Source organism: Bacteroides sp. 14(A) (assembly GCF_000526555.1).
Taxonomy (GTDB): domain Bacteria; phylum Bacteroidota; class Bacteroidia; order Bacteroidales; family Bacteroidaceae; genus Bacteroides; species Bacteroides cellulosilyticus.
Window position 1 is genome coordinate 1,824,472 of record NZ_JAGH01000001.1, and the last position, 25,872, is coordinate 1,850,343.

16 protein-coding genes are annotated in these 25,872 nt (G+C 43.1%); 6 read left to right on the forward strand and 10 right to left on the reverse strand.

Annotation, left to right across the window (positions count from 1 at the left end):
* The first annotated feature begins 3 nt into the window (after positions 1–3).
* Both K429_RS0106835 and K429_RS0106840 read left to right on the forward strand, forming a co-directional pair.
* Positions 4–2,217, forward strand: coding sequence for a glycoside hydrolase family 3 N-terminal domain-containing protein (locus K429_RS0106835; RefSeq protein ID WP_022210730.1), 2,214 nt, complete (start codon positions 4–6; stop codon positions 2,215–2,217).
* Positions 2,218–4,374: a polysaccharide lyase family 8 super-sandwich domain-containing protein gene (locus tag K429_RS0106840; protein WP_022210731.1), complete on the forward strand. Its 2,157-nt coding sequence runs from the start codon at positions 2,218–2,220 to the stop codon at positions 4,372–4,374.
* Positions 4,375–4,514: 140 nt separating this feature from the next.
* Here the strand turns inward: K429_RS0106840 and K429_RS0106845 are convergent, their stop codons facing one another.
* From K429_RS0106845 to K429_RS0106880, 6 genes are all read right to left on the reverse strand, one after another.
* Positions 4,515–6,506, reverse strand: a complete 1,992-nt coding sequence (locus tag K429_RS0106845) for a glucosamine-6-phosphate deaminase (RefSeq protein WP_007214435.1) — start codon at positions 6,504–6,506, stop codon at positions 4,515–4,517.
* Positions 6,507–6,788: 282 nt separating this feature from the next.
* A complete protein-coding gene (gene pbpC / locus K429_RS0106850; RefSeq protein WP_025726446.1) occupies positions 6,789–9,134 on the reverse strand; it encodes a penicillin-binding protein 1C in 2,346 nt (781 codons plus the stop codon).
* Between the two features lie 191 nt (positions 9,135–9,325).
* On the reverse strand, positions 9,326–14,944 hold the full coding sequence (locus K429_RS0106860; protein ID WP_025726447.1) for an alpha-2-macroglobulin: 5,619 nt from the start codon (positions 14,942–14,944) through the stop codon (positions 9,326–9,328).
* Between the two features lie 20 nt (positions 14,945–14,964).
* Positions 14,965–15,777 (reverse strand): amidohydrolase, encoded by an 813-nt coding sequence (locus tag K429_RS0106865; protein ID WP_025726448.1) that lies wholly within the window; start codon positions 15,775–15,777, stop codon positions 14,965–14,967.
* 154 nt (positions 15,778–15,931) lie between these two features.
* Entirely contained in the window at positions 15,932–16,486 is a 555-nt protein-coding gene (locus K429_RS0106875; RefSeq protein WP_007214430.1) for a 1-acyl-sn-glycerol-3-phosphate acyltransferase, read from the reverse strand.
* A gap of 9 nt (positions 16,487–16,495) precedes the next feature.
* Positions 16,496–16,765, reverse strand: a complete 270-nt coding sequence (locus K429_RS0106880; protein ID WP_007214429.1) for a hypothetical protein — start codon at positions 16,763–16,765, stop codon at positions 16,496–16,498.
* A gap of 182 nt (positions 16,766–16,947) precedes the next feature.
* Between K429_RS0106880 and K429_RS0106890 the strand changes: the two genes are divergently transcribed.
* Together K429_RS0106890 and K429_RS0106895 are read left to right on the forward strand one after the other, a co-directional pair.
* Complete coding sequence (locus tag K429_RS0106890) at positions 16,948–18,594, forward strand: diphosphate--fructose-6-phosphate 1-phosphotransferase (RefSeq protein WP_007214428.1); 1,647 nt, start codon at positions 16,948–16,950, stop codon at positions 18,592–18,594.
* Between the two features lie 112 nt (positions 18,595–18,706).
* Positions 18,707–19,528: a glycoside hydrolase family 25 protein gene (locus K429_RS0106895; RefSeq protein WP_007217682.1), complete on the forward strand. Its 822-nt coding sequence runs from the start codon at positions 18,707–18,709 to the stop codon at positions 19,526–19,528.
* 40 nt (positions 19,529–19,568) lie between these two features.
* Here K429_RS0106895 and K429_RS0106900 read toward each other — a convergent pair whose 3' ends face one another.
* The 4 genes from K429_RS0106900 to K429_RS0106915 are packed head-to-tail and all read right to left on the reverse strand — an operon-like array spanning position 19,569 to position 23,765.
* Complete coding sequence (locus K429_RS0106900; RefSeq protein WP_025726450.1) at positions 19,569–20,606, reverse strand: hypothetical protein; 1,038 nt, start codon at positions 20,604–20,606, stop codon at positions 19,569–19,571.
* A 21-nt stretch (positions 20,607–20,627) separates the two neighbouring features.
* Complete coding sequence (locus K429_RS0106905) at positions 20,628–22,016, reverse strand: MBOAT family protein (RefSeq protein WP_025726451.1); 1,389 nt, start codon at positions 22,014–22,016, stop codon at positions 20,628–20,630.
* Between the two features lie 3 nt (positions 22,017–22,019).
* Positions 22,020–22,262 carry an acyl carrier protein gene (locus tag K429_RS0106910; RefSeq protein ID WP_025726452.1) on the reverse strand — a complete coding sequence of 81 codons (243 nt, stop codon included), beginning with the start codon at positions 22,260–22,262 and terminating at the stop codon, positions 22,020–22,022.
* Positions 22,263–22,274: 12 nt separating this feature from the next.
* On the reverse strand, positions 22,275–23,765 hold the full coding sequence (locus K429_RS0106915; protein WP_007217685.1) for an amino acid adenylation domain-containing protein: 1,491 nt from the start codon (positions 23,763–23,765) through the stop codon (positions 22,275–22,277).
* Positions 23,766–24,482: 717 nt separating this feature from the next.
* Between K429_RS0106915 and K429_RS0106920 the strand changes: the two genes are divergently transcribed.
* Complete coding sequence (locus K429_RS0106920; protein ID WP_007217686.1) at positions 24,483–25,022, forward strand: UpxY family transcription antiterminator; 540 nt, start codon at positions 24,483–24,485, stop codon at positions 25,020–25,022.
* 43 nt (positions 25,023–25,065) lie between these two features.
* The gene (locus K429_RS0106925) at positions 25,066–25,542 is read left to right on the forward strand and encodes a UpxZ family transcription anti-terminator antagonist (protein ID WP_025726453.1); all 477 of its coding nucleotides are present in this window, start codon (positions 25,066–25,068) and stop codon (positions 25,540–25,542) included.
* The last annotated feature ends 330 nt before the right edge of the window (positions 25,543–25,872 follow it).

Sequence of the window (25,872 nt, forward strand, 5' to 3'; positions counted from 1 at the left end):
GATATGAAAAAGAATAGTCTTTTATGTGCAATAATTTGGGGTATCATGGCAACTACTTTGCCCGCCCAGACAGTGAAGAAGGATTATACTCATCAGGTAGATTCTGTACTGAAGCTTATGACTGTGGAAGAAAAAGTAGGACAAATGATTCAGTATTCCAATAATAAGCTTCTGACTGGTCCTTCCCTTGACAGTCGTAATCATACGGAAGAAATCAAACGTGGTGAGGTAGGTTCTATTTTTAATATATTGACTGTAGAGCGTGCAAAGCAATATCAGGATTTGGCTATGCAGTCCCGTTTGAGAATCCCGTTAATTTTTGGTTTGGATGTTGTACATGGGATGAGGACCATTTTCCCGATACCGATGGCTGAGGCTGCCAGTTTTAATCTAGAGCTGATAAAAAAAACGGCAAGTGTGGCAGCAGCGGAGACTTCTGCCCATGGAATTCACTGGACGTTTGCTCCCATGGTTGATATTTCTAGGGATGCCCGTTGGGGGCGCTCGATGGAAGGAGCTGGGGAAGACCCTTGGTATGGTAGCCAGGTGGCAAAGGCTCGTGTAGAAGGTTTTCAGGGTACTGATTATAATGATAGAAACACAGTTCTTGCTTGTGCGAAGCATTTTGCTGCTTATGGAGCAGCGGTAGCAGGTAAGGATTATGCTGAAGCTGATATCTCGGAACATACACTTCTACAAGTATATTTACCACCATTTCGGGCTGCGGTAGAAGCCGGAGTGGGTACTTTCATGAATGCTTTTAATGAAATAAACGGTATTCCGGCAACTGCCCATAAGCCTCTTTTGAGAGATATTCTGAAAGGAGAATGGGGATTCAAAGGCTTTGTAGTCAGTGATTGGGGCTCTGTTGGTGAGATTGCCAAGCATCGGATGGCAAAAGATAATGAGGATGCCGGTCGGTTGGCCGCTATTGCAGGCTGTGACATGGATATGCATTCTATGACTTATGCCAGACATTTGGTCAATTTGGTAAAACAGGGAGCTGTAGACATTACTTTGATTGATGATGCTGTAAAGCGGATTTTGACAGTGAAATTTGAATTAGGCTTGTTTGATGATCCTTATCGTTATAACTATCGTGAAAAGGAAATCGAAAACAAGAAAGTAAATGCTGCTCACAGGAAAGTGGCTCGTGAAGCTGGGGCTGGTTCAGTCGTCCTTCTGAAAAACCAAAATGTTTTGCCTGTTACATCCACTGCTGGTAAAATAGCTGTAGTCGGCCCTTTGAATAAAGCCAAAAAAGATATGCTGGGAAATTGGTCCGCCATTGGAAAGGCTGAAGAAGTAATTTCTGTTTTTGATGGTCTGAAAGCGGCCTTACCAAAAGCTAAAATTACCTATATTGAAGGTTATGATTTGGAAACGAATGAATTGAAACCATTACCGGATTTTTCTGAATATGACGTGATTATTGTATCAGTAGGAGAGCGTGCGATGGAGTCTGGAGAAGCGAAATCGAAAGTGGATATCAACATCAATGCTAATCAGCAGTTGATGGTGAAACAAATAAAGGAGAAGGCAGGGAAACCTGTTATCACTTTAGTTATGGGAGGCCGTCCATTGATTTTCTCCGATATGGAACCTTATGCCGATGCTATTCTTATGACTTGGTGGCTTGGTACGGAAGCAGGCAATTCTATTGCGGATGTGCTTACTGGTAAATATAATCCGTCTGGTAAGTTACCAATGACATTTCCCCGTCACGTAGGCCAGTGCCCGCTATATTACAATCATAAAAGTACAGGACGTGCCTGGGCGCCCAACAATCCGTGGGTAAGCGGTTATATGGATGAGAGTGTGAAACCTGCCTATGTGTTCGGATATGGCTTGAGTTATACGACTTTTGAAATAGCGGCTCCTGTGATGTCGAAAAAAGAATATAAAGCAGGAGAGCCAGTAGTGCTGACTACCTCTGTTACGAATACGGGGCAATATACGGGCAAAGAAACCGTTCAACTCTATTTGCAGGACGTGGTCAGTTCTGTGACCCGTCCGGTTATTGAGTTATGTGGAATCCGGCAGGTAGAATTGGCACCTGGAGAAACCCGAAAGATTGAATTTACCTTGTCTGAACAAGAACTAGGTTTCTTTAATTCAGATAAACAGTTCGTCACAGAGCCGGGTGACTTTAAACTCTTTGTCGGAAGCAGTTCGGATAATTTAAAAGCAACGGAATTTGAACTTATAAAAAAATAAATGGAATTACATGTAGTACGTCCTATTTTTATCCTATTGCTTTGGGGATTTACTTTGGGACTGAAAGCGGATGATTTATCCGTCATCAGGCAGAAGTATATAGAGAGTATATTATATAAGAATAAATCAGAACAGCAGTTGATACGACTGATGTGTCAGATGTCCCATGAGAAAGTAGTCGGTGACCAGATGGTTGTAGAATTAATGGAACGTTGCCCGATAGAAGTTGGGTACGTTCGTCAATTATTATCTGATTTGAGTGAACAAGGTAGTTGGAATGGGCTCGATTTCACTAATAGTAAGGCTGCCAGTTGGCTTCCGCGGATTCATGCGGCCCGTGTGCTTGAGTTGGCTAAAGTTTATGCTAATTCGGAACATACCTTTTATAAATCAGCTGAGATTGCAGAGGCCATTCATAAGGCTATGGGGTATTGGTTCCGGATGAAGCCGGTAGCTGCCAATTGGTGGTATAATGAAATAGGTATACCTAAAGTTTTGGGAGCTGCATTTGTTTTATTTGAAGACCAGTTGTCGACGGAAGAGAAGAAGCATGCTATTGAAGTGATGAACCAAGCAAAGATAGGGATGACGGCCCAGAATAGAGTTTGGCTAGCTGGCAATGTATTGGTGAAAGGACTATTGCTAAATGATATTCAACTGGTACAGGAAGCAAGGAATGCCATGAATGATGAGATAAAAATAGCTTATGGCAAAGCAGAAGGGATCAAGGTCGATTATAGTTTTCATCAACACGGACCTCAACAGCAGGTCGGGAATTATGGTGCAGCTTATTTGGCTACTATGAGTTTTTGGGCATATATTCTTGACGGCACTTCATTAGCGTTGGATCAAGAGCGTTTTAAGCTTATCACTAACTATACGAATGAAGGTGTGCGGAGAATCTTGTGGAAAAACAAGATGGATGTGAATAATCTTGGAAGGCAACTTTATCGGCAGGCACAGCGGAATAAGGCTTTTTCGAGCTTATTCTCTGCTAATGCATTGGCGCAAGTGAATAGTAAAGATTGTAATGTATATCATATGTTGATTGATGAAAATCTTGGGAATACATCAACTGCGTTGTTGGGACAATACCATTTCTGGAAATCTGATATGACAATCCATCGTTGTCCCACTTGGATGGCATCTGTAAGAATGGCATCGGACAGGGTGATCGGCACAGAGTCGGGTACGGATAACGTAAAAGGTTATTATTTGGCAGACGGTGCTCTCTACACTTATGTGGATGGTGATGAATATACGGATATATTTCCTTGTTGGGATTGGCGTAAAGTGCCTGGTGTGACTTGCTATCAGGAAGATAAGGCTGTCCATGTAATGGGATGGCTTGAAAAGCAAAATAAAGGCTCATTTGTGGGAAATGTGAATGATGGCACTATTGGCCTTACTTCGATGGATTTGGTAAGGGACGGGCTTTATGCTAGAAAGACGTGGATTTTTACACCAGATTATGTTTTATGCTTAGGAGCGGGCATTCGTTCTGATAGCAGTTATCAGGTGAATACTTCTGTGGAGCAGGCTGTACTAAGAGATGATTTATTGTATTGGAATAAAGGAAAGTGGGAAGCTGTGAAAGATTTGAAATTTTCCTGTGGGGATTCCCAGCGCTTTTTTCACCATCAGACCGGATACATCTTGTTGGAAGGCGAGGGGCGTATTTTCTCTGAACAACGTACAAATTCTTGGAATGATATCATGAAGATATATCCTAAAAGCGAGTTGCAGACGAAAGATGTGTTTACTATTTATATGAATCATGGAATTCTTCCAAAAAATGACTCATATCAATACGCGATATTGCCGGCTACCACTCCTAAGGAAGTACAACACTTTGATTTATCTTCATTTAAAATAATTAGTAATACCAGTCAATGTCAGGCAGTCCAACTAAATAAAGAGACATATTTACTTGCATTGTATGAAGCTGGAAGTGTTCCCTTATCCGGTGAACTAAAGTTTGAAAGCAATAAAAAAGGGCTTTTTATTCTGCGTACTTATAAGAAAAAGTGGAAAGTGTATGCTTCAGATCCAACTCAGACAGAAACATCCATGGAAGTGATCCTTAATGGAAATAAAAGAGAAATCAAATTGCCCGAAGGCGAATATAAAGGAACTGTTGCCATGTTCTCTGAATGACTTGTGGAACAAAATCATAGTTATGAAGAAAATATTGATGAGATGGAGATGACGTGAAAATAAAATTAATGAAAATGTAGAATGGAAAAAGGTTGCAGTGACAAAACATTGCAACCTTTTTCTTTCTATTTAGCAAACATTTACAGTGGAATATATTCCACGAATGCTTCCATTGCTTCGTAAGATGCCAAACCGAGATTGTCATACAATGCGGCGGTACCACGGTTACGGTCTTCACTGCGTTGCCAGAACAAACGTTCGTCGTTGCCCAGGAATGGTGCACTTTCCATCTGAGACTGGTGCTTCAGGATTGAATTACGTTTTGCACGCAGTTCTTCCGGACTGATGGGCACTGCCATTTCAATGTTTTCAATTTCCCACTCGGCCCACGCACCACGATACATCCAAATACGGCAATCTTTCAACCATTTTGCACCTTCTTCTTTTTCCAGATCGATAGCAGCAAATACGGCATCTGTGCAAACACGGTGTGTTCCATGTGGATCGGCGAGATCACCGGCTACGAATATTTGATGAGGTTTCACTTCACGCAGCAGGTTACGCACAATTTCCACATCAGCTTCGGTCAACGGACCTTTCTGTATTCTACCTGTTTCGTAGAACGGCAGGTCAAGGAAGTGGCAATGATCCAGAGGGATATTATTGTACGTACAAGCAGTGCGCGCTTCACCACGACGTATCAAGCCCTTAATTGTGAGGATGTCACGTGTATCGATGTCACCATCTTTCTTCTCTTTCAGGAATTTACGGATTTCTGCATATTTATCAACAACTACCTTGTCTTCGCTATTATTGAAGATCTGGTTGAAACCATTGATGAAATGCAGGAAGCGGATTACTTCTTCGTCACCTACGGCAATGTTACCGGAAGTTTCGTAAGCCACGTGTACGTCATGCTTTTGTTCTACCAAGCGGCGGATTGTACCACCCATGGAGATTACGTCATCATCGGGATGCGGAGAGAATACGACGATACGTTTCGGATACGGTTTCGCACGTTCGGGACGATAAGTATCGTCTGCATTTGGTTTACCGCCCGGCCATCCGGTGATGGTGTGTTGCAGATCGTTGAAGATCTTGATATTCACATTATATGCCGAACCAAACAGAGCCAGCAGTTCGCTCAAACCATTTTCATTGTAATCCTTGTTTGTTAGTTTCAAGATCGGCTTGCCTGTCAGTTGACATAACCAGACGATGGCGCTACGAATCAGTTTGTCGTTCCATTCGCAGGAAGTCACTAGCCACGGACGGTGAATACGTGTCAGGTTACCGGCAGCAGAAAGGTCGATAACTACATGAGCATTGTTGTGAGTTTGCAGGAAAGATGCCGGAATGGTATCCGTTACTGCACCTTCTACGCACTCTTTTACCATTTTGGCTTTGTCTTCACCCCATGCCATCAGATAGATTTTCTTGGCAGCCAGGATCGTAGAAACACCCATTGTTATGGAGCTGATCGGAGTGCTTTCGATGCTACCGAACATTTTGGATGCTTCATTGCGTGAATCGTTGTCCAGTAAAATCAAACGGGTGGTGGAGTTCAGGCGGGAACCCGGTTCGTTGAAACCAATGTTACCTACGCGCCCGATGCCCAGTAATACGGCATCCAATCCACCGAAACTTTCGATGCGTTGCTCGTACAGGCGGCAATATTCAAAGATGGTATCTTTAGGAATTGTACCGTCCGGGCTAAAGATATTCTGCTTGTCAACATCTACATGATCAAGGAACATTTCCTTCAAGGCATTCAGGTTGCTGTTGATGGCATCTGATGTAAGAGGATAATATTCGTAAAGGTTGAATATGATAACGTTGCGGAAACTCAAGCCTTCCTCTTTATGTATACGGATAAGGGCTGAGTATACGTTGCGGGGAGAATTACCGCCCGGCAATGCCAATACACAGAAACGTCCGGCTTTCTGTTTATCACGAATAAGTTGAGCTATTTCGTAGGCAACGTGGTTGGCGCCTTCCTCTGCCGATTCGTAGATGTCGGTTGGGATTTTTTCCAGTCGGGTCAATACCGACCTTTCAAATGCATTCTCAGGCCTATAATACCTGGGGGAGACTCTGTTGAGAGTGATTTGAGAACTAAGATTGGTTTTCATAACTTAATTGGTATTAATAAATTGATTAAAGCTTGTCGCTTCTAAGATTTAACAAATATACAAAAAACAATGTTCACTAATTCTAGTGTTGGGGTTGTTTTTTGGAACAAGGTGTTTTCTTCTGACACTGTTTCGGGATACAAATGTAGCCACTTTTTGGTTACTATGTACTCACTTCTTTTAGGTATTTTCATTAAAAAGACTAAAATGGAATCTTTTTGTACAAAAACATCACCTGTTCGGGGGGGATGGTATGCTGACCGGTTTCATCAACAGATAACCTTAATTGATATAGAATGTAGTGGTTACTGTATTTCCTGCTTCGTCTACCGCTGTTAGTGAATGTTTTCCGGGCGTGGGTTGTAGTGAGATCTTATGAAAGTCTTGTGTCTGGGTAAGATAAGTGTTATCAAGGTGCCAGAAAATGGTGGTACCTGGATTGCTGTGAGCCAGCTCGGTGGTTAGAAAGCCCGGACTTCCATCCATCTGTTTGGGTAACACAATACGGGCATTCATGGGTGGATAGATGAATTGCATGGATTGCAATGCATCCTCTCCGCAGCCTGTTTTGAAGGGAGGAAGCGGATTGTATTCCGGATGATGTTGTTTGTAATACCATTCCCATACAGGTGGTAAAGTGAACCAGGACTTCTGGATAGTTGGTTCCAAATTTGCGCAATTCTCGTAGATACGGTGAGTTTCATCGGCTGAAAGGGTGATCAGGTGATGATAAGGGCAAGCTTCCGTCTTTAGTCCGGCAGGAAGAATCAGTAAAGTATCTGTTTCTTCGCAAAACCTACCCTTCAAGTGTCCGGATTTCCGGCATACCTCAGCTTTGACAAAGACATCTCCCGGGCGTTTGAACCACCGTGTCGGAGGTAGCAGACTAAATACATCAAACAAAACCGGACCGGCTGTCCGTGCTCCTACAAGACCGGGTTTACCTTCTCCTGTAGCATTCCCTACCCATACACCTACGGCATAGTGAGGGGTGACTCCTACAGCCCAGGCATCGCGGAATCCGTGGCTTGTTCCGGTCTTCCAGGCAATGGGGTGCATGGAGGGGATTGATTTCCAGTCAATTTCTTCGGGACGATTCACCTCGGTTAACGCATTGAAGGTTTGCCATGCGGCTCCCGATTGGAAAGTATCCGTCGATTTTCCCGAAGCGAAGACTTCTGATTCTCCTGATCCTTCAGCGTCCGCAAGCAGCAAACTACATTCTGTTTGTGGAAGCTGCAATAAACTCCGCCCCATGTAAGCATACGCATTTGTCACATCCCACAGGGTAGCTTCCGCTCCGCCCAGAATGAGTGATAAACCATAATGGGAAGCCGGACGATTGATTGTTTTTAAGCCTATTTGCCTCAGAAAAGTATGAAACTTGGGAACACCATATCTTTGTAGCATCGTCACTGCCGGAATATTCAATGAACGTGCAAGAGCTTCCGAAGCGGGAACGGCACCTTCGAATTGCAAACTGAAGTTTTGAGGTGTAAAGCCATTAATATTAACCGGTATATCGGGCAGTAGCGTATGAGGTAGCAGACTGCCTTCCTGCAACATGGCGTAATATAAAAATGGTTTCAGAATACTTCCCGTGCTTCTGGGTGCCTGAATAACATCTACTTGGTTACCGGCTTGCTTCCGTTCGAAATTGACATTGCCGCAATAAGCTACAACCTGATTGGTTCGGATATCAATCACCAGAATTGCCAGGTTGCGTATATCACTCCGGTTAAATTCATTGCTCCAACGTTCGGCTGCGTTCTCTATTTGGGTTTGAATACCCCTGTCGATGGTTGATATGGAATATTTTCCGTTTCGTTCCTGATAGAAGCGACTGACTAGATGGGGAGCGGTTTGGGGGAGTGGATGAGGCTCGTCGGGGAGTGGTTCGCTGATAGCCAGTTCGTAAGTGGAGTTATCTATAATCTTTCGTGCATATAGTTGTTTTAGCAGACGGTTTCTTTTATTAAGTAATAATTGTCGTGATTTGGAGAGATGAATCATGGCGGGTGCATTTGGAAGTACTGCCAGCATGGCTGCTTCTGCCCAGGACAGTTCTTCGGCGGGATGTCCGAAATATCGCCAGGCAGCGGCATCGAGCCCTACTACGTTTCCTCCGAAAGGAGCGTGTGAGATGTACATAGACAGGATTTTTTCTTTTGAAGCGCGAAACTCAAGTCGGGTGGCCAGGATCATTTCTATGAACTTTTCTCCAAAAGTGCGTGATTCGTTTCTTGCCAGACGGATCGTTTGCATGGTGAGGGTACTTCCTCCACTTACAATGCGCTTATTCTTTAGGTTTTGGTAGGCGGCTCTACTAATGGAGACAGGATTGACTCCCCAATGGTGATAGAAATGCCTGTCTTCGAAAGTGATGAGGCATTGCTTTATTTTCTCCGGAGTAGTGGTCCGGGGTGGAAAGCGCCATTGACCGTCGGATGCAATGCGTGCGCCCAATAATTCACCGTTCCGGTCAGTGACGACGGTGGAGTAGGGCACATGGAAAAGTTGCCGGGGAAGGCAAAAGATATAGCCTATCACCAGAATTGTAATAAGTATGAGTATTACTTTTCTGGTGATAGACAGTTGTTTGAAGTACTTTATAATTTGAATCTTCATCAATATTTAAATATGACTATCTTAATTCTCCTCCTCCCGGGAGGAGGAGTACCCCATAGGGGGGAGGTGGTAGGTAGAATGAAAAATACCTATGAATTAATAAGGAACTCTTTTCTTACCTACCACCCCGCCCTTTGGGCACCCCTCCTTCTAGAAGGAGGGGAATTTGGATAGTTTTGCTCAGTGGCATGTTACTTACTGACAGTCGTTCTTCCCGCCTTGGTTCGTGCTTGTGCCGAACCGTCATACATGGCTTCGCACTGGATAGCCGGCAAAATGAAATTGCCTGCATATGTAGCTTGCAGTCTTATGGTGAACTTTTTCAATTCACTGCGACGCAAGTCGAAGTAAGTCAATACGCGGTCGTCACGAATATCCTGATAGGTATACTCACGGGTAGGTGTCGCTTCCGGAGTCATCAACCGGTCATTGTAAATTTCCCAACCTGACGGCAGAATATGTGTCAATGCCAAATTACTGTAAGCAGTGGTTCCACTGATATTACCTACAGTGATGACTGCCATAAAGTCTGTTCCTTGCTTGATATCATCTATGGATATCGTCGCTCCGTTCATATCCGTATATTTTACGTCCAGGCGGAGGTTATTGGATATTGCGGGTAATGTATCATTAAGTAATTGCGTGCGTGTAATGAGGTCCACACTTAATGCACCTTTACCTTCATTCTTTACTATAATATTACCCGAAGCCGGTGAAGTGGACAGTTCCTTTGCAAATACAGCCTTGGCTGATTTCACTACGGGTTGCTGCTTTCCGTTCCAAATCCAGGTGAAATCCAAAGTACCTGAAAGCTTCTCAGCCAGGCGTCCCATCGCCATCAATGAGAAAGCAGTGGACTGTGTACTGAACCAATTCTCTTCAGCCAGATTCTTGGATACCTTCTTCGCCTGTTGCAATGCCGCCTGGTCTCGGTTCATTAGGAGTAAAGTTTCCAATATCATAGCTTCGTCACGATCATACGAACCATAGATGTAGTTCTGTGAGGAATAAGGGGTAATGGTGGTTTCTGCCTTAAATACCAGTTCTTCAGCCGGTTTCATCTTACCTGTCAGGGCATAAGCGGCTGCCAGTCTCCATTTGGCTTGCAGAGGCAGGTTAGCTTGTTCTTTCATCCGGTTCATGGCGCCCTGCTCAGGTGCACCGGCTAATGCCAGTGTGTACAATCTGTATGCTTGTTGCACTCCCGTTTGCCAGTAACCCCAACTGTCATCCTGATCCGGCATCCGCCAGTTCTGGGCAGCAGCACGTTGGAAGCGTTTCCACTTATTCAGTACATTCGAGTTGACAGCGTAGCCTTTCTCCTGTGCCAATACGAGGAACATGCCCGCATAAGAAGTAATCCACTCATCAGCACTGGCATTCCCCGGCCAGTAAACAAAACCGCCGTTCGGAAGCTGGCGTGCATAGAGTTGCCGTATCGCTTCCTGTACGTTAGCCTTAATCTTTTGAGCTTCTTCCTCATCCACAGCTTTAAACTGGCTGACGAACAATAACGGCAGAGCTTTGGAAGTCAGCTGTTCCGTGCAATGATGCTGATAATTATACAGGTAGTCGAACCTTCGGCTGATATCTACCGAAGGAATACGTGAGACTTCCAGCAGCATACGGCTATTTGCCGGAGAAGCACCATTCAATGAATAAGGAAGTGTTACACTTTCTCCTTTTTCCACCCATTGGCTGTTGCGGAAGGTCACTGCCGGATTCGGGTTTCGGACTTCGATTTCAATGGTCTCTTTCGCCTGCTGACTGCCACCGCTGGCAGTGATATGTATCGTTGCTTTTCCTGTTTTACTTCCGGTCTTTATTTTAAAGTAAACGAGCTGGTCACCCGGTTGACTGAAAGTAATGGATTGTTTATTGGGATCGATTACCTGCACACCTCCACCTGAAGCCTGGATGGATACCGATACATTCTTCACTTCCTTCTCCATGGCAAAGACATTTACCGGGACAGTAATCTCTTCTTGTGTGCTCAGCACACGGGGCAGTGTGGACAACAACATCAATGGTGTCCGCACGAAAGAAGTCTTTTCCGCTTTTCCATAAGCTCCGTCTTGCCCCGCTACCACCATCGTACGTACAGAACCTACGTACATCGGTAGTTTCAGCGTGTGCGTCTTCTGTTTTCCTTTATCTAGATAGAACGGACCGATGAATTTCACTACCGGCTTGAAGCGATTCGCTTTTGCATCGGCCGGTTTCAATGTCTCGTCACCACCCGTACTGAACAATGAACTGTAGCGTCCGGCAGATGCTCCGAGTACATCATCATACATATCCCAGGTGCGGATGCCCAATGCTTCGCGGGCATAGAATTCATTCCACGGATCGGGAGTCTTGAAATTAGTCAGGTCGAGTAATCCGTCGTCTACAATGGCCAGTGTGTATGTCATCTGCTTGCCGTTCTTTTCGCTGACGGTAACGGTGAAGTCCGTTTCCGGCCGCAACACTTCCGGCATTTTAATTTGCGGTTGCAATATAGTTTGTTTATTAGTCACCAATACCGGAACCACACCGTACATACGTATCGGTAAATCATTCACCGTCTGTGCATGAGGTTGCAACAGGCTGATGTGCAGGTAAACGTTCGGAGCCATTTCCGGAGTCACTTTGAAAGAATACTTTGTGTCTCCGTTGTTGGAAACTTCAATCCATTCACGTTGCAGAACGGTTGAACCGTTTTCCAGGGCTACCAATGCACGTCCTCCCGCAGCGGCAGGAATGATGGCTGTTGCCGTTTCACCTATTTCATACGAGTCTTTATCCAGAGAGAAAGCGAGCATTTTAATGCCGCTGGGGTCTGTCTTGCTTGAACGTCCGCGCCAATCCGGCCAGTCTATATAAACAGTTCCACCGGTGGCATGTCCACTTTCCTTATCTTTCACATAAATCAGGTAACGTCCCCAGTCCGGATAATTTACCCGGAATTTAAAAGTTGCCTTTCCGCCTGTAGTCTGTATATTGCCACTGGCTACGGGAGTGATGGAACTACTGTTGACATAAGTTCCGAATGATTCGTCCCGGTTCTCCCACCACCAGCTCCAGGAGATACGGTAAATCTTATATTCCAGATTGGAGCGGTTCATTAATTGTCCTTCCGCATTTACGGTGACAATGTCGAATACATGATCCTGGTCTGTCTCGATGTATTTTCCTTTCGGTTGGTTCAGATTAATACCTACATAAGATGAGAATGGAGAGAATGGAATGCTTTGCGTGTAAATACTGGCGTCTCCTCCCGGTTCGAATACACGGCTGGTTAAGGTTGCATTCAGCATTCCCGGGGCATTGGTGGCAGCCGGAAGTTTCAACATAAAGTTAGCTTTTCCTTCCGCATCCAGTGTTCCATCGAATATATCGTTTTTTACAGTTGTAAATTCGGTAGCCGGATTATTAAATATGTATTGTCCGTAGTTCTTAAATTGTGTATTTACTTTTGACAGGGACATTTCCACTTTGGTTTTCAACCGTGAAGCGGTGGCGCCTGTCAGCCATGTGGAAGTAAGCATTACCGGTATTTCTTTGGTAGAAGCCTGGATTGCTTTCTCCGGTAGTTTCAGATTAATTTTCAGGCGGTTTGGTTTCACCGTTTCTATGCGAAGGCTTTTGTGGAAAGCGGTTCCGCCTACTTTGACGTAAGCGTTCCATAATCCCGTCGGGTCTTCCGGGCGTGTCGGCAGGTCAAATGTGTAGAAACCGTTTATACCTTGCGTGGAAATCATTTTGGTATAGAATTGTCCTCTCGGATTATACAATTCCAATGCTACAGGGTGTTTATCCGGAATTCTTTTTTCACGGTCTTCCATAATAAAGCTTACATGCAGCGTATCTCCCGGTCGCCATACCCCTCTTTCGCCATAGACGAATCCCTTCAATCCTTTCTGAATATCTTTTCCGCCTACATCGAACCGGCTGACAGATTGTTCTTCGCCATCTGCCACACGAACGTAAGCTTTCTGCTTCTCTACTTCGGCCACCACAATGAAAGGAACACCTTGTGGAGTGATTTCTGTAAATCCTTCACTATTGGTCTCAGCGGTTCCGATGGCTTGCAACTGGAAGTTGTAAACAGTCACTTTTGCTTTCTCCATCGGTTTGGTATCCAAGATGTTACTTACGGCAATCCACAGCTTGTTCAGTGAATTCCGTTTTATAATCATTCCTACATTGGAGGCAAATACGTTGCATGATGCCGCCCGGTCAGAGTCCATATAGTAGGAGGCATGACAAGGATTATTGCGTTCCCGCCAGTTATACTGGCTCCAGTCCATCTTAATGTTACCATTGTAGTAGAAATAAGTTTCCGGTGTATCCCATTCAGCCTCATTTTCTTCGAAAGTACTACTTCCGCTGACTTTCGTCAATCCCTCTGAAGCAGTATTGTCTGCAAAGCTCATCTCTTGTTTTTCTGTTCCGCTGCAAGGATAGGCTGAGTATTCTTGCCGGAAAGAAAGTATAATACGGTAGATAGCACCCGGTTCTTGCCGAATCAGTCCGGCAAGGTCTATTGAATAATCTTCCCATCGGTGCACGTCTTTTGTGCTGTCCTTACTCAGCCACAATGTGTTCTGGTAAACCAATCGTCCGGAACGACGCAGCTCACTGGCGGATGAGAGCGTATTGGTCTGCATGAACATCAGTACATTGTTTTCAAAAATACGGATTACGCTTAAATCTACCGCATAGAGATTGACTGCCCGGAACGGGATGATCAAACTTTTGGAGTCGGGTAGGATAGCGGCTGATGTAGACATGCTCACTTGTGGTTTCAGATTCAGTTCGCTGAATGCGATGGAGTGTGATGTGCCGAGCGATTTATCCCGGCTGTTTTTCACCCCTTCGTGTATCTTCAAAGTCAGTTTGCTCAGTTGGTTGGCTTCAAAGTAGACATATACTTTATTATTCTCCACTTGAAATATGGAAGAAGCTACTTCGGGGATTTCAATCAATCCGTTCAGGTCTTGTGTAGTAGAAACAGGATCGGAGAATACTATTTCAATTCCATTTTCCGGTTCGTCAATGCGTTTGGCAGAGAGGAAACGGAAGTCATTCTTGGCAGGGATCAGTACGTTTTCTGTCAGTTTGCGGTCGATTCCTGCAGGACTGCCGTTGGCGGTGATTTCTAACTGATAGTCTTCCGCTTCGCGAATAACACCGGCTATTTCAAACTGATAACGCGTTGGATGATCTGTCGGAGTGATACTGACCGGATAGCTTTGGCCGTTTCCGCCTTTGGCAGAGAGCATTTTCTCAACTGCTTCTTTGGGAGTGGCATCACTGAAACGTACTTCGCCTTTCAATGTCACCAAGTCGCCATGGCTATCTATGTCGATGGTTGTCAGTGGTTCGATATACAGTGTGAAATTGGGTTCCTGTACTCTGAAAGAGAATTTGAATTCTTTCAGACGACTGTCCACTTCTACAAACCTGCCTAATTGGAACGTACCTTCATAGAACTCTCCCGGCTTTAAAGTTCCTGGTTCAGGAACGAATTCAATCGTATTGTTGCTGATCCAATACGCTTTGCCTTTTAGGGAGGGAGAGAAGCTAAACGGATTTTCTTTCAGTTCATTGTTCAAATCTACCATAGGCTGATCCTGTGTCAGTTCTATACGTATGTTCGAAGTTTGCGAGATAACTCCTCCCGTATATGCATTCACAAAAGGTGCATACTCGGCAGAAGGAATAATATCCTTTTTGCTGTTTGCGCAAGAGGAAAAAACTAAGATGGTCAGTAACAGAAAGAATAACCTGTCAGCTATGCGGTGTTTAGCTTTCATTCGTCCCATAGTGCTTTAATTGTTAATTATTAATTCTTAATTTGGAAACATTCAGCATCTTTCCATGCAGGGAATTTTTGTCTGAATTCTCTCAGGACAGAGAGGTCGAGAGTTGCGGTGGCGGTTCCTTCTTCATGGTCGGGTACGCTGGCAAGCAAATCGCCCTTTGGTGAATAAATGACGCTGCCGCCATTATATAGCATTTGATTTCCATCCGTACCGATACGGTTGACACCACAAACATAACTGATATTTTCGAGTGCACGGGCTTGTAACAGAATGTCCCATACCCGGCGGCGGGGAACAGGCCAGTTGGCAACGTATATCAGAAGATCATATTCATTATTTACGTTCCGGCTCCATACCGGGAAGCGAAGGTCGTAGCAGACTAACAGCAGTATATTCCATCCCCGGTAGGAGATAACAGGCCGCTGGCTACCCGCTGTAAAATGCTCCGTTTCCTGGCCCATACGAAAGAGATGTCGTTTATCGTAGTAATAAGCCCCCCCTTCAGGAGTCAGGAAAAAAGCACGGTTATAATAAGACTTATCAGGAATGGGAACCGCATTTTTATTTGCATCTACTTCTTCATCACAAGCTATATAACTGCCTGTAATGGCGAATTGGAATTCTGTCGCCCATTGGCGCAAGGTGGCGATGGTTACACCCGATACCGGTTCAGCTAGCCTTCGGCTGTCCATACTAAAACCGGTAGAGAAGGTTTCGGGCAAGACAACAATCTCCGCTACTCCACGAAGCGCTTTGAGCTTCCTACGGAGTAGGCGGAGATTTTCTTGTTTATCTTCCCAAACAATATCTGTTTGTAATAGAGTTACACGCATAACTTCATTGAAATATTTTAGGCGCGGATTATACGTATAACGCGGATTAATGTGCTACGCTATACTTGCAGGCAAAGATGATTTGCCCGGCTTTCCACGCCGCAAGGTAATAAAAATCCGTGTAATCCGCGTAATCCGCGCCTAAAAGTTATTATCAAATGTTTCCTAAAGCAAAGTTCTTCGGGTTCTTCCCTTTGAAATCCTTATAATAGAGCTTTACCTCGCGCATATCCTTTTCTATATCTCCCGACGGCATAATCGCCTTTGTCGCAGAAATCGTTTTAGTGGTATAATCGATGCCTATCATTACAATAGGCACTTGCGCTTTCAATGCAATAAAATAAAATCCTTTCTTCCAATTAGGATTCGCTTTACGGGTTCCTTCCGGTGTAATGGCGAGTTGGAATTTCTTGCTTTTGGCGAATCTTTCCGTCATCTGGTCTACCAATGACGTTTTGCGCCCCCGATCTACCGGTATGCCACCTACGGCTTTGAAAATTAATCCCAGCGGAAAGAAGAACCATTCTTTTTTCATCATGAAGTATGTTTTCCGTCCGATAGCTCCATAAAATAGTTTGCCGATAAATAAATCCCAATTAGATGTATGAGGTGCTGCAGTTATCACGCATTTATCATAATCCGGCACCGTCACGTTTGTCTTCCATCCCAAAATGCGATAGTAGATAAAGCTGTATATTGCTTTTTTCATTCCCGGTGCTTACTTCAGGTTGCCGATAGCGTCAATAATTGCGTCTACTTCTTTATTAAAGTCTTCGCGGAATTTCTTGTAGAAACCTTTTACATTTCCGGGTTCGGTATGGCTGATTCGGCTGATAAATTCATCTTGCACACTCAGGATTCTGCCCATCAGCTCGTCGGCTTTAGTTTTATCGGTTCCGGGTACGTATAAGCTGTTTACCAAACACTCCATGAACAGTTCACCTGCGATATAATTGACGTTTTTCTTAAGTTCTCTTCTACTTGCCATAATCTTTACGTTTTAAGTGAATAAATTGAAATATTTCCGGTAAAGATAAGTACTTTCCACGGTATAAACCAACATTTCATATTTTTTTTGATGTGCGCTTCCTTTCATAATTCAGAAAAAAACACGAAATTTGCGACGCTTTTGAACGAAACTTTACTAACACCTTTAAATAATTAGATAAAATGACAAAAAGTGCATTGCAAATTGCAAGGGCTGCTTATCAGCCCAAACTTCCGAAAGCGCTGAAGGGTGCCGTTAAGGCGGTAGCTGGAGCAGCTACTCAATCTGTAGCCGATCAGGAAGCTATCCAAAAATTGTTCCCTAACACGTACGGAATGCCTTTGATCAAGTTTGAGGCTACTGACGAAGTGGTTAACTTCCCAGCTATGAACGTGGGCGTTATCCTTTCTGGTGGTCAGGCTCCCGGTGGTCACAATGTGATTTCCGGTATCTTCGATGGTATCAAGAGTTTGAATAAGGACAGCAAGTTATATGGTTTCATTCTTGGCCCCGGCGGTTTGGTTGACCATAACTATATGGAACTGACTTCAGATATCATTGACGAATACCGTAACACGGGTGGTTTCGATATCATCGGTTCAGGTCGTACTAAATTGGAGAAGGAAGATCAGTTTGAAAAAGGTCTGGAAATCCTGAAGCAACTTGATATTAAAGCATTGGTTATCATCGGTGGTGACGACTCTAACACAAATGCCTGCGTACTGGCTGAGTACTATGCAGCTAAGAAGTGCGGCGTACAGGTAATTGGTTGTCCGAAGACTATCGACGGTGACTTGAAGAACGAAATGATTGAAACTTCTTTCGGTTTCGACACTGCTTGTAAGGTTTACTCTGAAGTTATCGGTAACATTCAACGTGACTGTAACTCAGCTCGTAAATACTGGCACTTCATCAAGTTGATGGGACGTTCTGCTTCTCACATTGCATTGGAATGTGCTTTGCAGGTACAACCTAACGTTTGTATCGTATCAGAAGAAGTTGAAGCAAAAGATATGTCTTTGGACGATGTAGTAACTTACATTGCTCAGATAGTAGCTAACCGGGCTGCTCAAGGCAACAACTTCGGTACGGTTTTGATCCCTGAAGGTTTGATCGAGTTTATTCCGGCTATGAAACGTCTGATCGCTGAGTTGAACGACTTCCTTGCTGAAAATGCTGAAGAATTCTCTCAAATTAAGAAGTCTCACCAACGTGATTATATCATCCGTAAACTGTCTCCGGAAAATGCGGCTATCTATGCCAGCCTGCCTGAGGGTGTTGCACGTCAGCTGACGCTGGACCGTGACCCACACGGAAACGTACAGGTATCTTTGATCGAAACAGAAAAACTGTTGTCGGAAATGGTAGCTACTAAGCTTGCTGCATGGAAAGAAGAAGGTAAATTCGTAGGTAAGTTCGCTTCTCAACACCACTTCTTCGGTTATGAAGGCCGTTGCGCTGCTCCGTCTAACTACGATGCTGACTATTGCTATTCATTGGGTTATACAGCTGCTTCTCTGATTGCTAACGGCAAGACAGGCTATATGTCTTCTGTACGCAACACTACGGCTCCTGCTGACCAATGGATTGCAGGTGGTGTGCCCATCACGATGATGATGAACATGGAACGCCGTCACGGTGAAATGAAACCGGTAATCCAGAAAGCTCTGGTGAAACTGGATGGTGCTCCGTTCAAGGCATTTGCTGCTCAGCGCGACCAGTGGGCTATCACTACAGATTATGTATATCCGGGACCGATCCAGTACTTCGGACCTACGGAAGTTTGTGACCAGCCGACAAAGACTTTGCAGTTAGAGCAAGCTAAATAAATCGGCAAACTGACGAAGAGTTAATAAAAAGAACGCAAATTATGCGAATTACACAAATTTGAATAATCTATTTGCGTAATTTGTGTAATTTGCGTTCTGTTTTGAATATTACATGGCAACTAAAAGAAAATCTGCTGCACGTCGCGGTAAAAAGAAAAGCGAAGCGCGTATCATGCCTGCATGGTTACGTACAATACTTGCTGTTTGTATCATTGCCGTATTCTCTGCCGGGTTTTATTGGTTTTTCATTCGTCCGTATGCCTATCGTTGGAAGCCCTGTTATGGTCAGAAAGGATATGGGGTCTGTATGCCCTGCGACTATGAAGTGCATGGCATTGATATCTCCCATTATCAAGGCAGTATTGACTGGGTGCAACTGACAACCAACAAAACAACCAAATTTCCTATCCATTTTGTCTTTATGAAAGCTACCGAAGGTGGTGATCATGCTGACGATACTTTCCCGTTCAATTTTGATCAGGCGCATCGTTATGGTTTTATTCGCGGAGCTTACCATTTCTTCTCTCCTAAAACAGATCCGCTAAAACAAGCCGATTTCTTTATTCGTACGGTCCAGCTTATTCCCGGAGATCTACCACCTGTGCTTGATGTTGAAACTATTGGTAAAAGTACGCCCCATGACTTAAGGATTGCTGTCAAAACCTGGCTCGACCGTATAGAATCACATTATGGTGTGAAACCGATTCTTTACACATCTTATAAATTCAAGAACCGCTATCTTAGTGATTCGGTATTCAATACTTACCCCTACTGGATTGCCCACTATTACGTAGACTCCGTCAAATATGAAGGTCCATGGCACTTCTGGCAACATACTGATGTGGGTAATGTTCCCGGTATCAGAGAAGAGGTCGATTTGAATGTATTCAACGGATCTTTGGAACAATTGCGGGCGCTTACTCTACAGAAATAGTTTCGCATAATAAGTTGTTACTTTTAATATGTATTTCAAATCAGTTATGGTTTGCATATACTTTTTGTAATAAGCGTGCTCCGAGTATCGGTCTGTAATGTCCTTTTTCGTAGTAGTTATGAATATCGTTCGTATATTCATTGATACCACTGAAATCGAATACGTTTTCATAGCCAAAAATGTCTTTCAATATTTCCACATCTGCCGGATTTATGCTGATCTGGTTATAGTCGGGACTGATGATGATTTTAACCGAGGTGTTATGTTTCCGGCAGATTTGATCTATTTCCTTTAATAATTCGGTCTGTGTTTCCCATAGGAATCGCTCACCTTCCCGGTATTCACCATTTCTGTAATTACAGTCTCTGGCTTTCACAAACTCTTTTTTGTGGTTTTCCCAATATGCTTCTCCTTCATCCCGGATCATCCTCTCTCTGGGATTGATTGCATCATTTGTTACTGCATCTCTGATTGCGCCATAAGGGTTTATCACTCCTTGCATATAGGGACGATATTGATGAAATATTTTATAATCGAGATAAGGAAACAGGAAATTAGGGAAGAAGAAGGCCTGACAGAATTTCTCCTGGAAACTAAAGTTGCTGATTCCTGAGATAGCCGGAGGCAACACATGGTTATGGCTGCTTAAAAGCTGGTCTTTCCCCAATGACTCTTTATCCAGAATGAGGAGCAGATTCTTTATTTCTGCACCATTTCTTTCCAAAGCCTGCAACTTCTTACTGATGGCGGCTATGCTTTCTGCATTTCCGAACAGGCGTACTGCTCTGCCACCATCCAAATATTTTTCCCATTCATGACATTGATAGGCCATGGTGCAGGAATTGCCCATGATAAAAGAATCAAATGCAATGGAATCCCGGCTGTTCATATACATTTGCCAACCGATATAGCCTTCATTTAACATGACGGGAGAGTTATCATAACGGTTATAATGCCTTAAAACCATAAAAGGATCATTGAGGAAATACACCACTAGTAAAGCTATAAATGGCGTCAGGAGTATAGATAGTTTCATCGTGAAGCGCATAGCTGCACTTCGCTCACTGTTTTTCTTCATTCTGCTATCTTTGTTTTTAGATTAAAATTGCAAATAAATAAAACTGTCGGAATTGAACTGTCCCAAGGTAAAGAACATAATGGCCAGCAGATAATAAATGCCCCATCTGACAAGCATGGGTTGTTTTTCCAACGCTTCTAAAAGATCTCGTTTCGACATAAAATATTCGTAAACTAAAATCAGTACAAGAGCGCTACCGGCCACAATACAATTATGATCCGGAATTCCGATGCTTACTTCTTTCCAGCTGGCATGGGTACTGAACGAGATGTTTCTGATGTAATAGAGCGCATCACTTACCGACTCTAAGCGAAAGAAGATCAAAGAAAAGGCGAAAAGCAGATAAGTGCGGAGGATGGACAGGGTTGTAAACAGGGGATTACCTATCCAATTCTTTATCTTGTTACGGATCATGGCGGTCTTCATTTCATAGAAAATAATAAGCCCTTGGATGAGTCCATATATAATATAGTTCCATCCTGCACCATGCCAGGCACCTAATCCTGCAAATGTCAGGCTCAGACTCAGGAATACTCCCCATTGTCCCCAACGGCGCATACCCGAAGATAGGGGCAAATATAAATAATCCTTAACCCAAAATGAAAGAGACATGTGCCATCTTCTCCAGAATTCGGCAGTGGTTTGTGCTATGAATGGGCGGTTGAAGTTAGGACTGAGTTTGAATCCCAACATACAGGCACCTCCAAGTGCAATATCCGTATAACCGGAAAAGTCACCATACAATTCTACAGGATATAAAAGGCATGCCATGAGTAATTGGATACCGGATGCCGTATGTATAGAGTTGAAAATACCATCTATATAAGGGGAAATATAATCGGCAAGGATCAACTTCTTTATCAGTCCCACTACGATCAGTTTCATTCCGTAGACAATAGATGGATATGCTACCGGTTTACCCGATTTCAATTGTGGAAGCATATCTCTCGCCCGTTCTATAGGTCCTGACAGGAATTTCATGAAAAAGAGCATATATATCATGAAGTCGGCAAGGTTCTCTTCCGGTTCTTCTTCTTTCCAATAGATTTCTGTCAGGTATGAAAGGGCCTGAAAGGTATAAAAGGAGATGCCTAAGGGGAATAGCCAGTGCACGCCTGGCAGGAGGTTGGCATATCGGAATGCCAACCAGCCTGTAATTAGAAAACACAAGCCCGAAATATAGATTCTTTTCGTATCCTTCTCATGTTTTGATTGTCCCACCCATTTTCCGAGAAAAAAAGTTGCCAGTGAAATGAGAAGGGCTATGATCAGGAAAGCTATGTGGTAATAGCCTATGAAAATACAGCTTGACAACAAGAGTATAGCTTTTCTATATTTAGGTGGAAGTGTGTAGTACAAAAGGAAGGTACATACAAACAGCGTGACAAAATTCAAAGATATGAATGACATGTCTTATTTGGTTTTGGTGAGAATAGTATTGCAAATATCTCCTACATTCTTGAATCGGACAATGTCTCTGAAGGTGAAGTGAACATTGAAATCTTTCTCTATTCTGCTTATCAGCAACATATTGGTTAATGAATTCCAACCTTCCACGTCCTGGGCGGTGGTTTCACTGGTAAGAACGATGTTGTCTCTCTTCAATATCTCCTGAAAAATCAGGCTCAGTTCATTTAAAATCATCTGCGTATTCATATTAGTTTAGTTTTATATTAGTTCCAGTATTCTTTTTCTATCGGTTTTGCTGCTGGTATTCAGTGGAAAATGTTCCATGCAATGTATGTGCTGGGGAATCATGTAGAAAGGCAGCCGGCTGTTCATATGTTCTTCTATCTGGTGTTTGTCGAGATGGACTTTTTCAACTACCAGATGTAATTCGCATTGATTGTTTGCTCCATATTTGGGGATGACGACAGCTTTACATTCATTATTGAAATACTTCTTCACTACGTGTTCTATTTCGCTTAGTTCGATGCGGAATCCCTGAAGTTTAATCTGCGAATCTTTGCGGCCACAATATATGATATCGCCGTCGGCATCTATCTGGCAGAGATCACCGGTTTTGTAATAAGTCTTTCCATCTGTCCCTTCGATGAGGCATTCTTTAGTCTTTTCAGGAGCGTTCCAATAGCCGTTCATCACTTGCCTGCCGCTGATCCAGAGTTCTCCGGTTTCGCCTGTAGCAACGGGAATACCGTTATTATCCATGATTAAAGCATCCACTCCCTCGAATGGCTTGCCTATAGCAATCATACCGTTATGATGTTTGCATGAGGTGGTCGGTATCTGGTAGGCTGTACAATAAATTGTTCCTTCTGTGGGACCATACAGGTTCACAAAAGAGGCATTGGGAGCACAGGCTCTGAAGGCAGATAGTAATTCAACATCCGATGCTTCGGCAGTAACTATCAGGTATTTGAGTTCAGGAAGTTGTATCTCAGAGAAATAGGGTAATAATAACTGGAGTAGGGAGGGGGCTACGGCAGCAAATGTGAGGTTATATTTTTCCAATATTTCAATGACATTGATATACTTTACGCCTTCCGGAGAAACTGTATATATGCATGCACCTATTGTTAGGGGAAATAAGAAAGAAACGATAGAAACGTCAAAGGTTAGTTCGAACATTTGCAGCATACGGTCATTCTCGTCCAATTGCCAGTCCAAATGGCTGTATGCGTTGTAGAAAGCATTTAGGTTGTTGCGGGAGATGGGAACTCCTTTCGGTTCTCCCGTACTGCCGGAGGTGAAAATGATATAAGCATTTTCATTCTTTTCCGAATGTATGCCAGAAGAAGACGGAACTACTTCCTGTAACTCCGAAGTACATATAAAATCTATATGTTCGGTATCCAGGTTCAATACACGGATGTCCTTTGTATATAGAATTAAATGAATATCGGCGAGTTCCGCAATCTTTCTATTCCTGTGTCTGGGATAGGCTGGATGCAGAATGACATACGTTTTTCCACTGATTAATACTGCCAGTATGGAGGCGTAAGTCTCCAATCTATCTTCGGCTATAATGCCGATGATTTTATCTTCCCTGTTATTAATCAAAGTGGATACTTTATATACAGTTTCAGACAGTTGACGATAGGTATAGGTGATGTTGTTAATAACAAATGCCTGATGTCCTGCATACTTCTCAAAAGCCTCTATGATCTCACTGATCATATCTTTTTGATCCTTTTCCATTCTGTTCGTGATTTTATAGTTTATAGTAAATGTCTAATTCGTTTTCTGTGTAGTAAAGACAGGAGGATTTGATATTCTCCCTATTGAGGAGGGCTTAATGTGTGTTAAATATAGAAGGAAGGTACTAGGAGATAATCTTTCTCTCTTTTGATGTAATGACTATTTCTCTGATTTATAGACGAATAATGGAATGGCTTTGACCTTTTTTATTGTAGATAGAAAGTATGAAAAGAGACATTTCTAAAAAGTATTTAGAGGAATGATAATGCATTGATATATAGTTATATATCGTCCTGAAATAAGGGGTGTGCAAAAAACGTTCGTTTAATGTGCGCAATTTTAAGCGTAAAAAATGGATATCAAGAATTATAAAAATGAGAAGATATTAAATCCATTCACATACAATATAAAATATTGATTATCAATAATATAATGTTTGAAATAAAATCTATTAGAAATATTTTTATTAAACACCTTGTACATTCAAAAAATACCCATTATCTTTGCGCACATTAAACGAACGATTAAAAGACACTTCGTTTTCTTTTATCTCTTCGTTAATAACCTTTTTACATAACTATTTCATTGCTTTTTGATCGAGATGACGGAACGCTTTGGAATAAGATGAATGCTAAATAAGTTGTTGAAAACAACTGCATTACATAAAATAATCGGTAAGTATTTCACTACTCCGGTGTCCCCAAAGAATATTCTGACGTGAACATCCCTCCTCGCCTCCACTGGTTCGCAGTACGTGTCACATATGGCCGTGAACTGGCTCTGAAAGCTTTTCTGGATGAAGAGAAGATAGAGAATTTCATTCCGATGCGTCGTGATTATGTCGTGAAAGATGGTCGTCGCATTTGTAAGTTTGTTCCTGCCGTGCATAACCTTGTTTTCATTCGCTCTACTCGTAAGCGTATCGATACATTGAAGGATAAAGCCGGTATGAACATCCCTATACGCTATATAATGAATCGGGAGCATCATCTTCCTGTTATCGTTCCGGATGATCAGATGCGTAGTTTCATTCTTGTTGCTGGTACCTACGAAGAATCGGTTATTTATGTAGAACCCGCTGAACTTCAACTGGTAAGAGGCCAGAAGGTGCGTGTTATGGGCGGTGTTTTCGAGGGTGCTGTAGGAGAATTTGTTCGTATCCGTCGCGACCGTCGTGTAGTTGTCAATATTGAAGGTGTCATGGCTGTTGCAACGACTTTTATTCACTCTTCGCTTGTAGAACCGATAACTGACTAATTTCAGTGTCATAAATCATAAATTCTAAATCATAATTAAATATATGAGTGATCAAGTTTCATCCTTATTTTCCCTGGCTCACAGTCTTCTCACTCTAGGTCAGGATGGCAGTCCGATTTATGTTGATAGTTTCACCCGTCTGAATCGTGATGTTTATGAATCAGCCCTAAACTCGTATGGAAAACATGGCTCAACTCCTGAAGCTGAAGCTGAGCTGTGTTTAGGTCTTTTAGTAGCCTTCAATGCCACAATGTATGATAATGGGCATAAACAGGAATATATTCAGAAGGTTCTGGAGCGTGCTCTTAACGTTCTTCCACTGATCCCTGCTTCATTGTTGAAAGTCCGTCTGCTGACTTATTGCTATGGTGAGGTTTATGCAGAGGAGTTGGCTAAAGAGGCCCATGTTATTATTGATAGCTGGGGGACTTTCCGATTGACTGCTGAGCAGAAGGAAGTAATAGAGGAACTGAAGAATATTGAAGAAAATCCTTATCCATGGGAAGAGGCTGAGGCGTGATTCAATTTGGCATAAGTATTCATAGTCATAACGGTGTGGATAGGTCAATTTGGCTTGAATTTCATATCTAAAGGTCTTTTGACGGAAGAAGAAGGCCGTCTGTATTCCCCGTTTATTACAAAATCGCATAACGGGTGACTATAATAATTTTTTTGATTTTGCAAGTGAAGATGTACTTCCTCTGTTAGAGCCAACGCGTCAATTATTGGTCACGCTTGATAGATTGATAAATCAGTTGTAACTATTCCCTTTTATTTTTGGCGCTGCATCTTTTTATTGCAGTATGAATATATGTGCCGGTTTACCTGAAGAGTGAGTTGGTCAGAATCT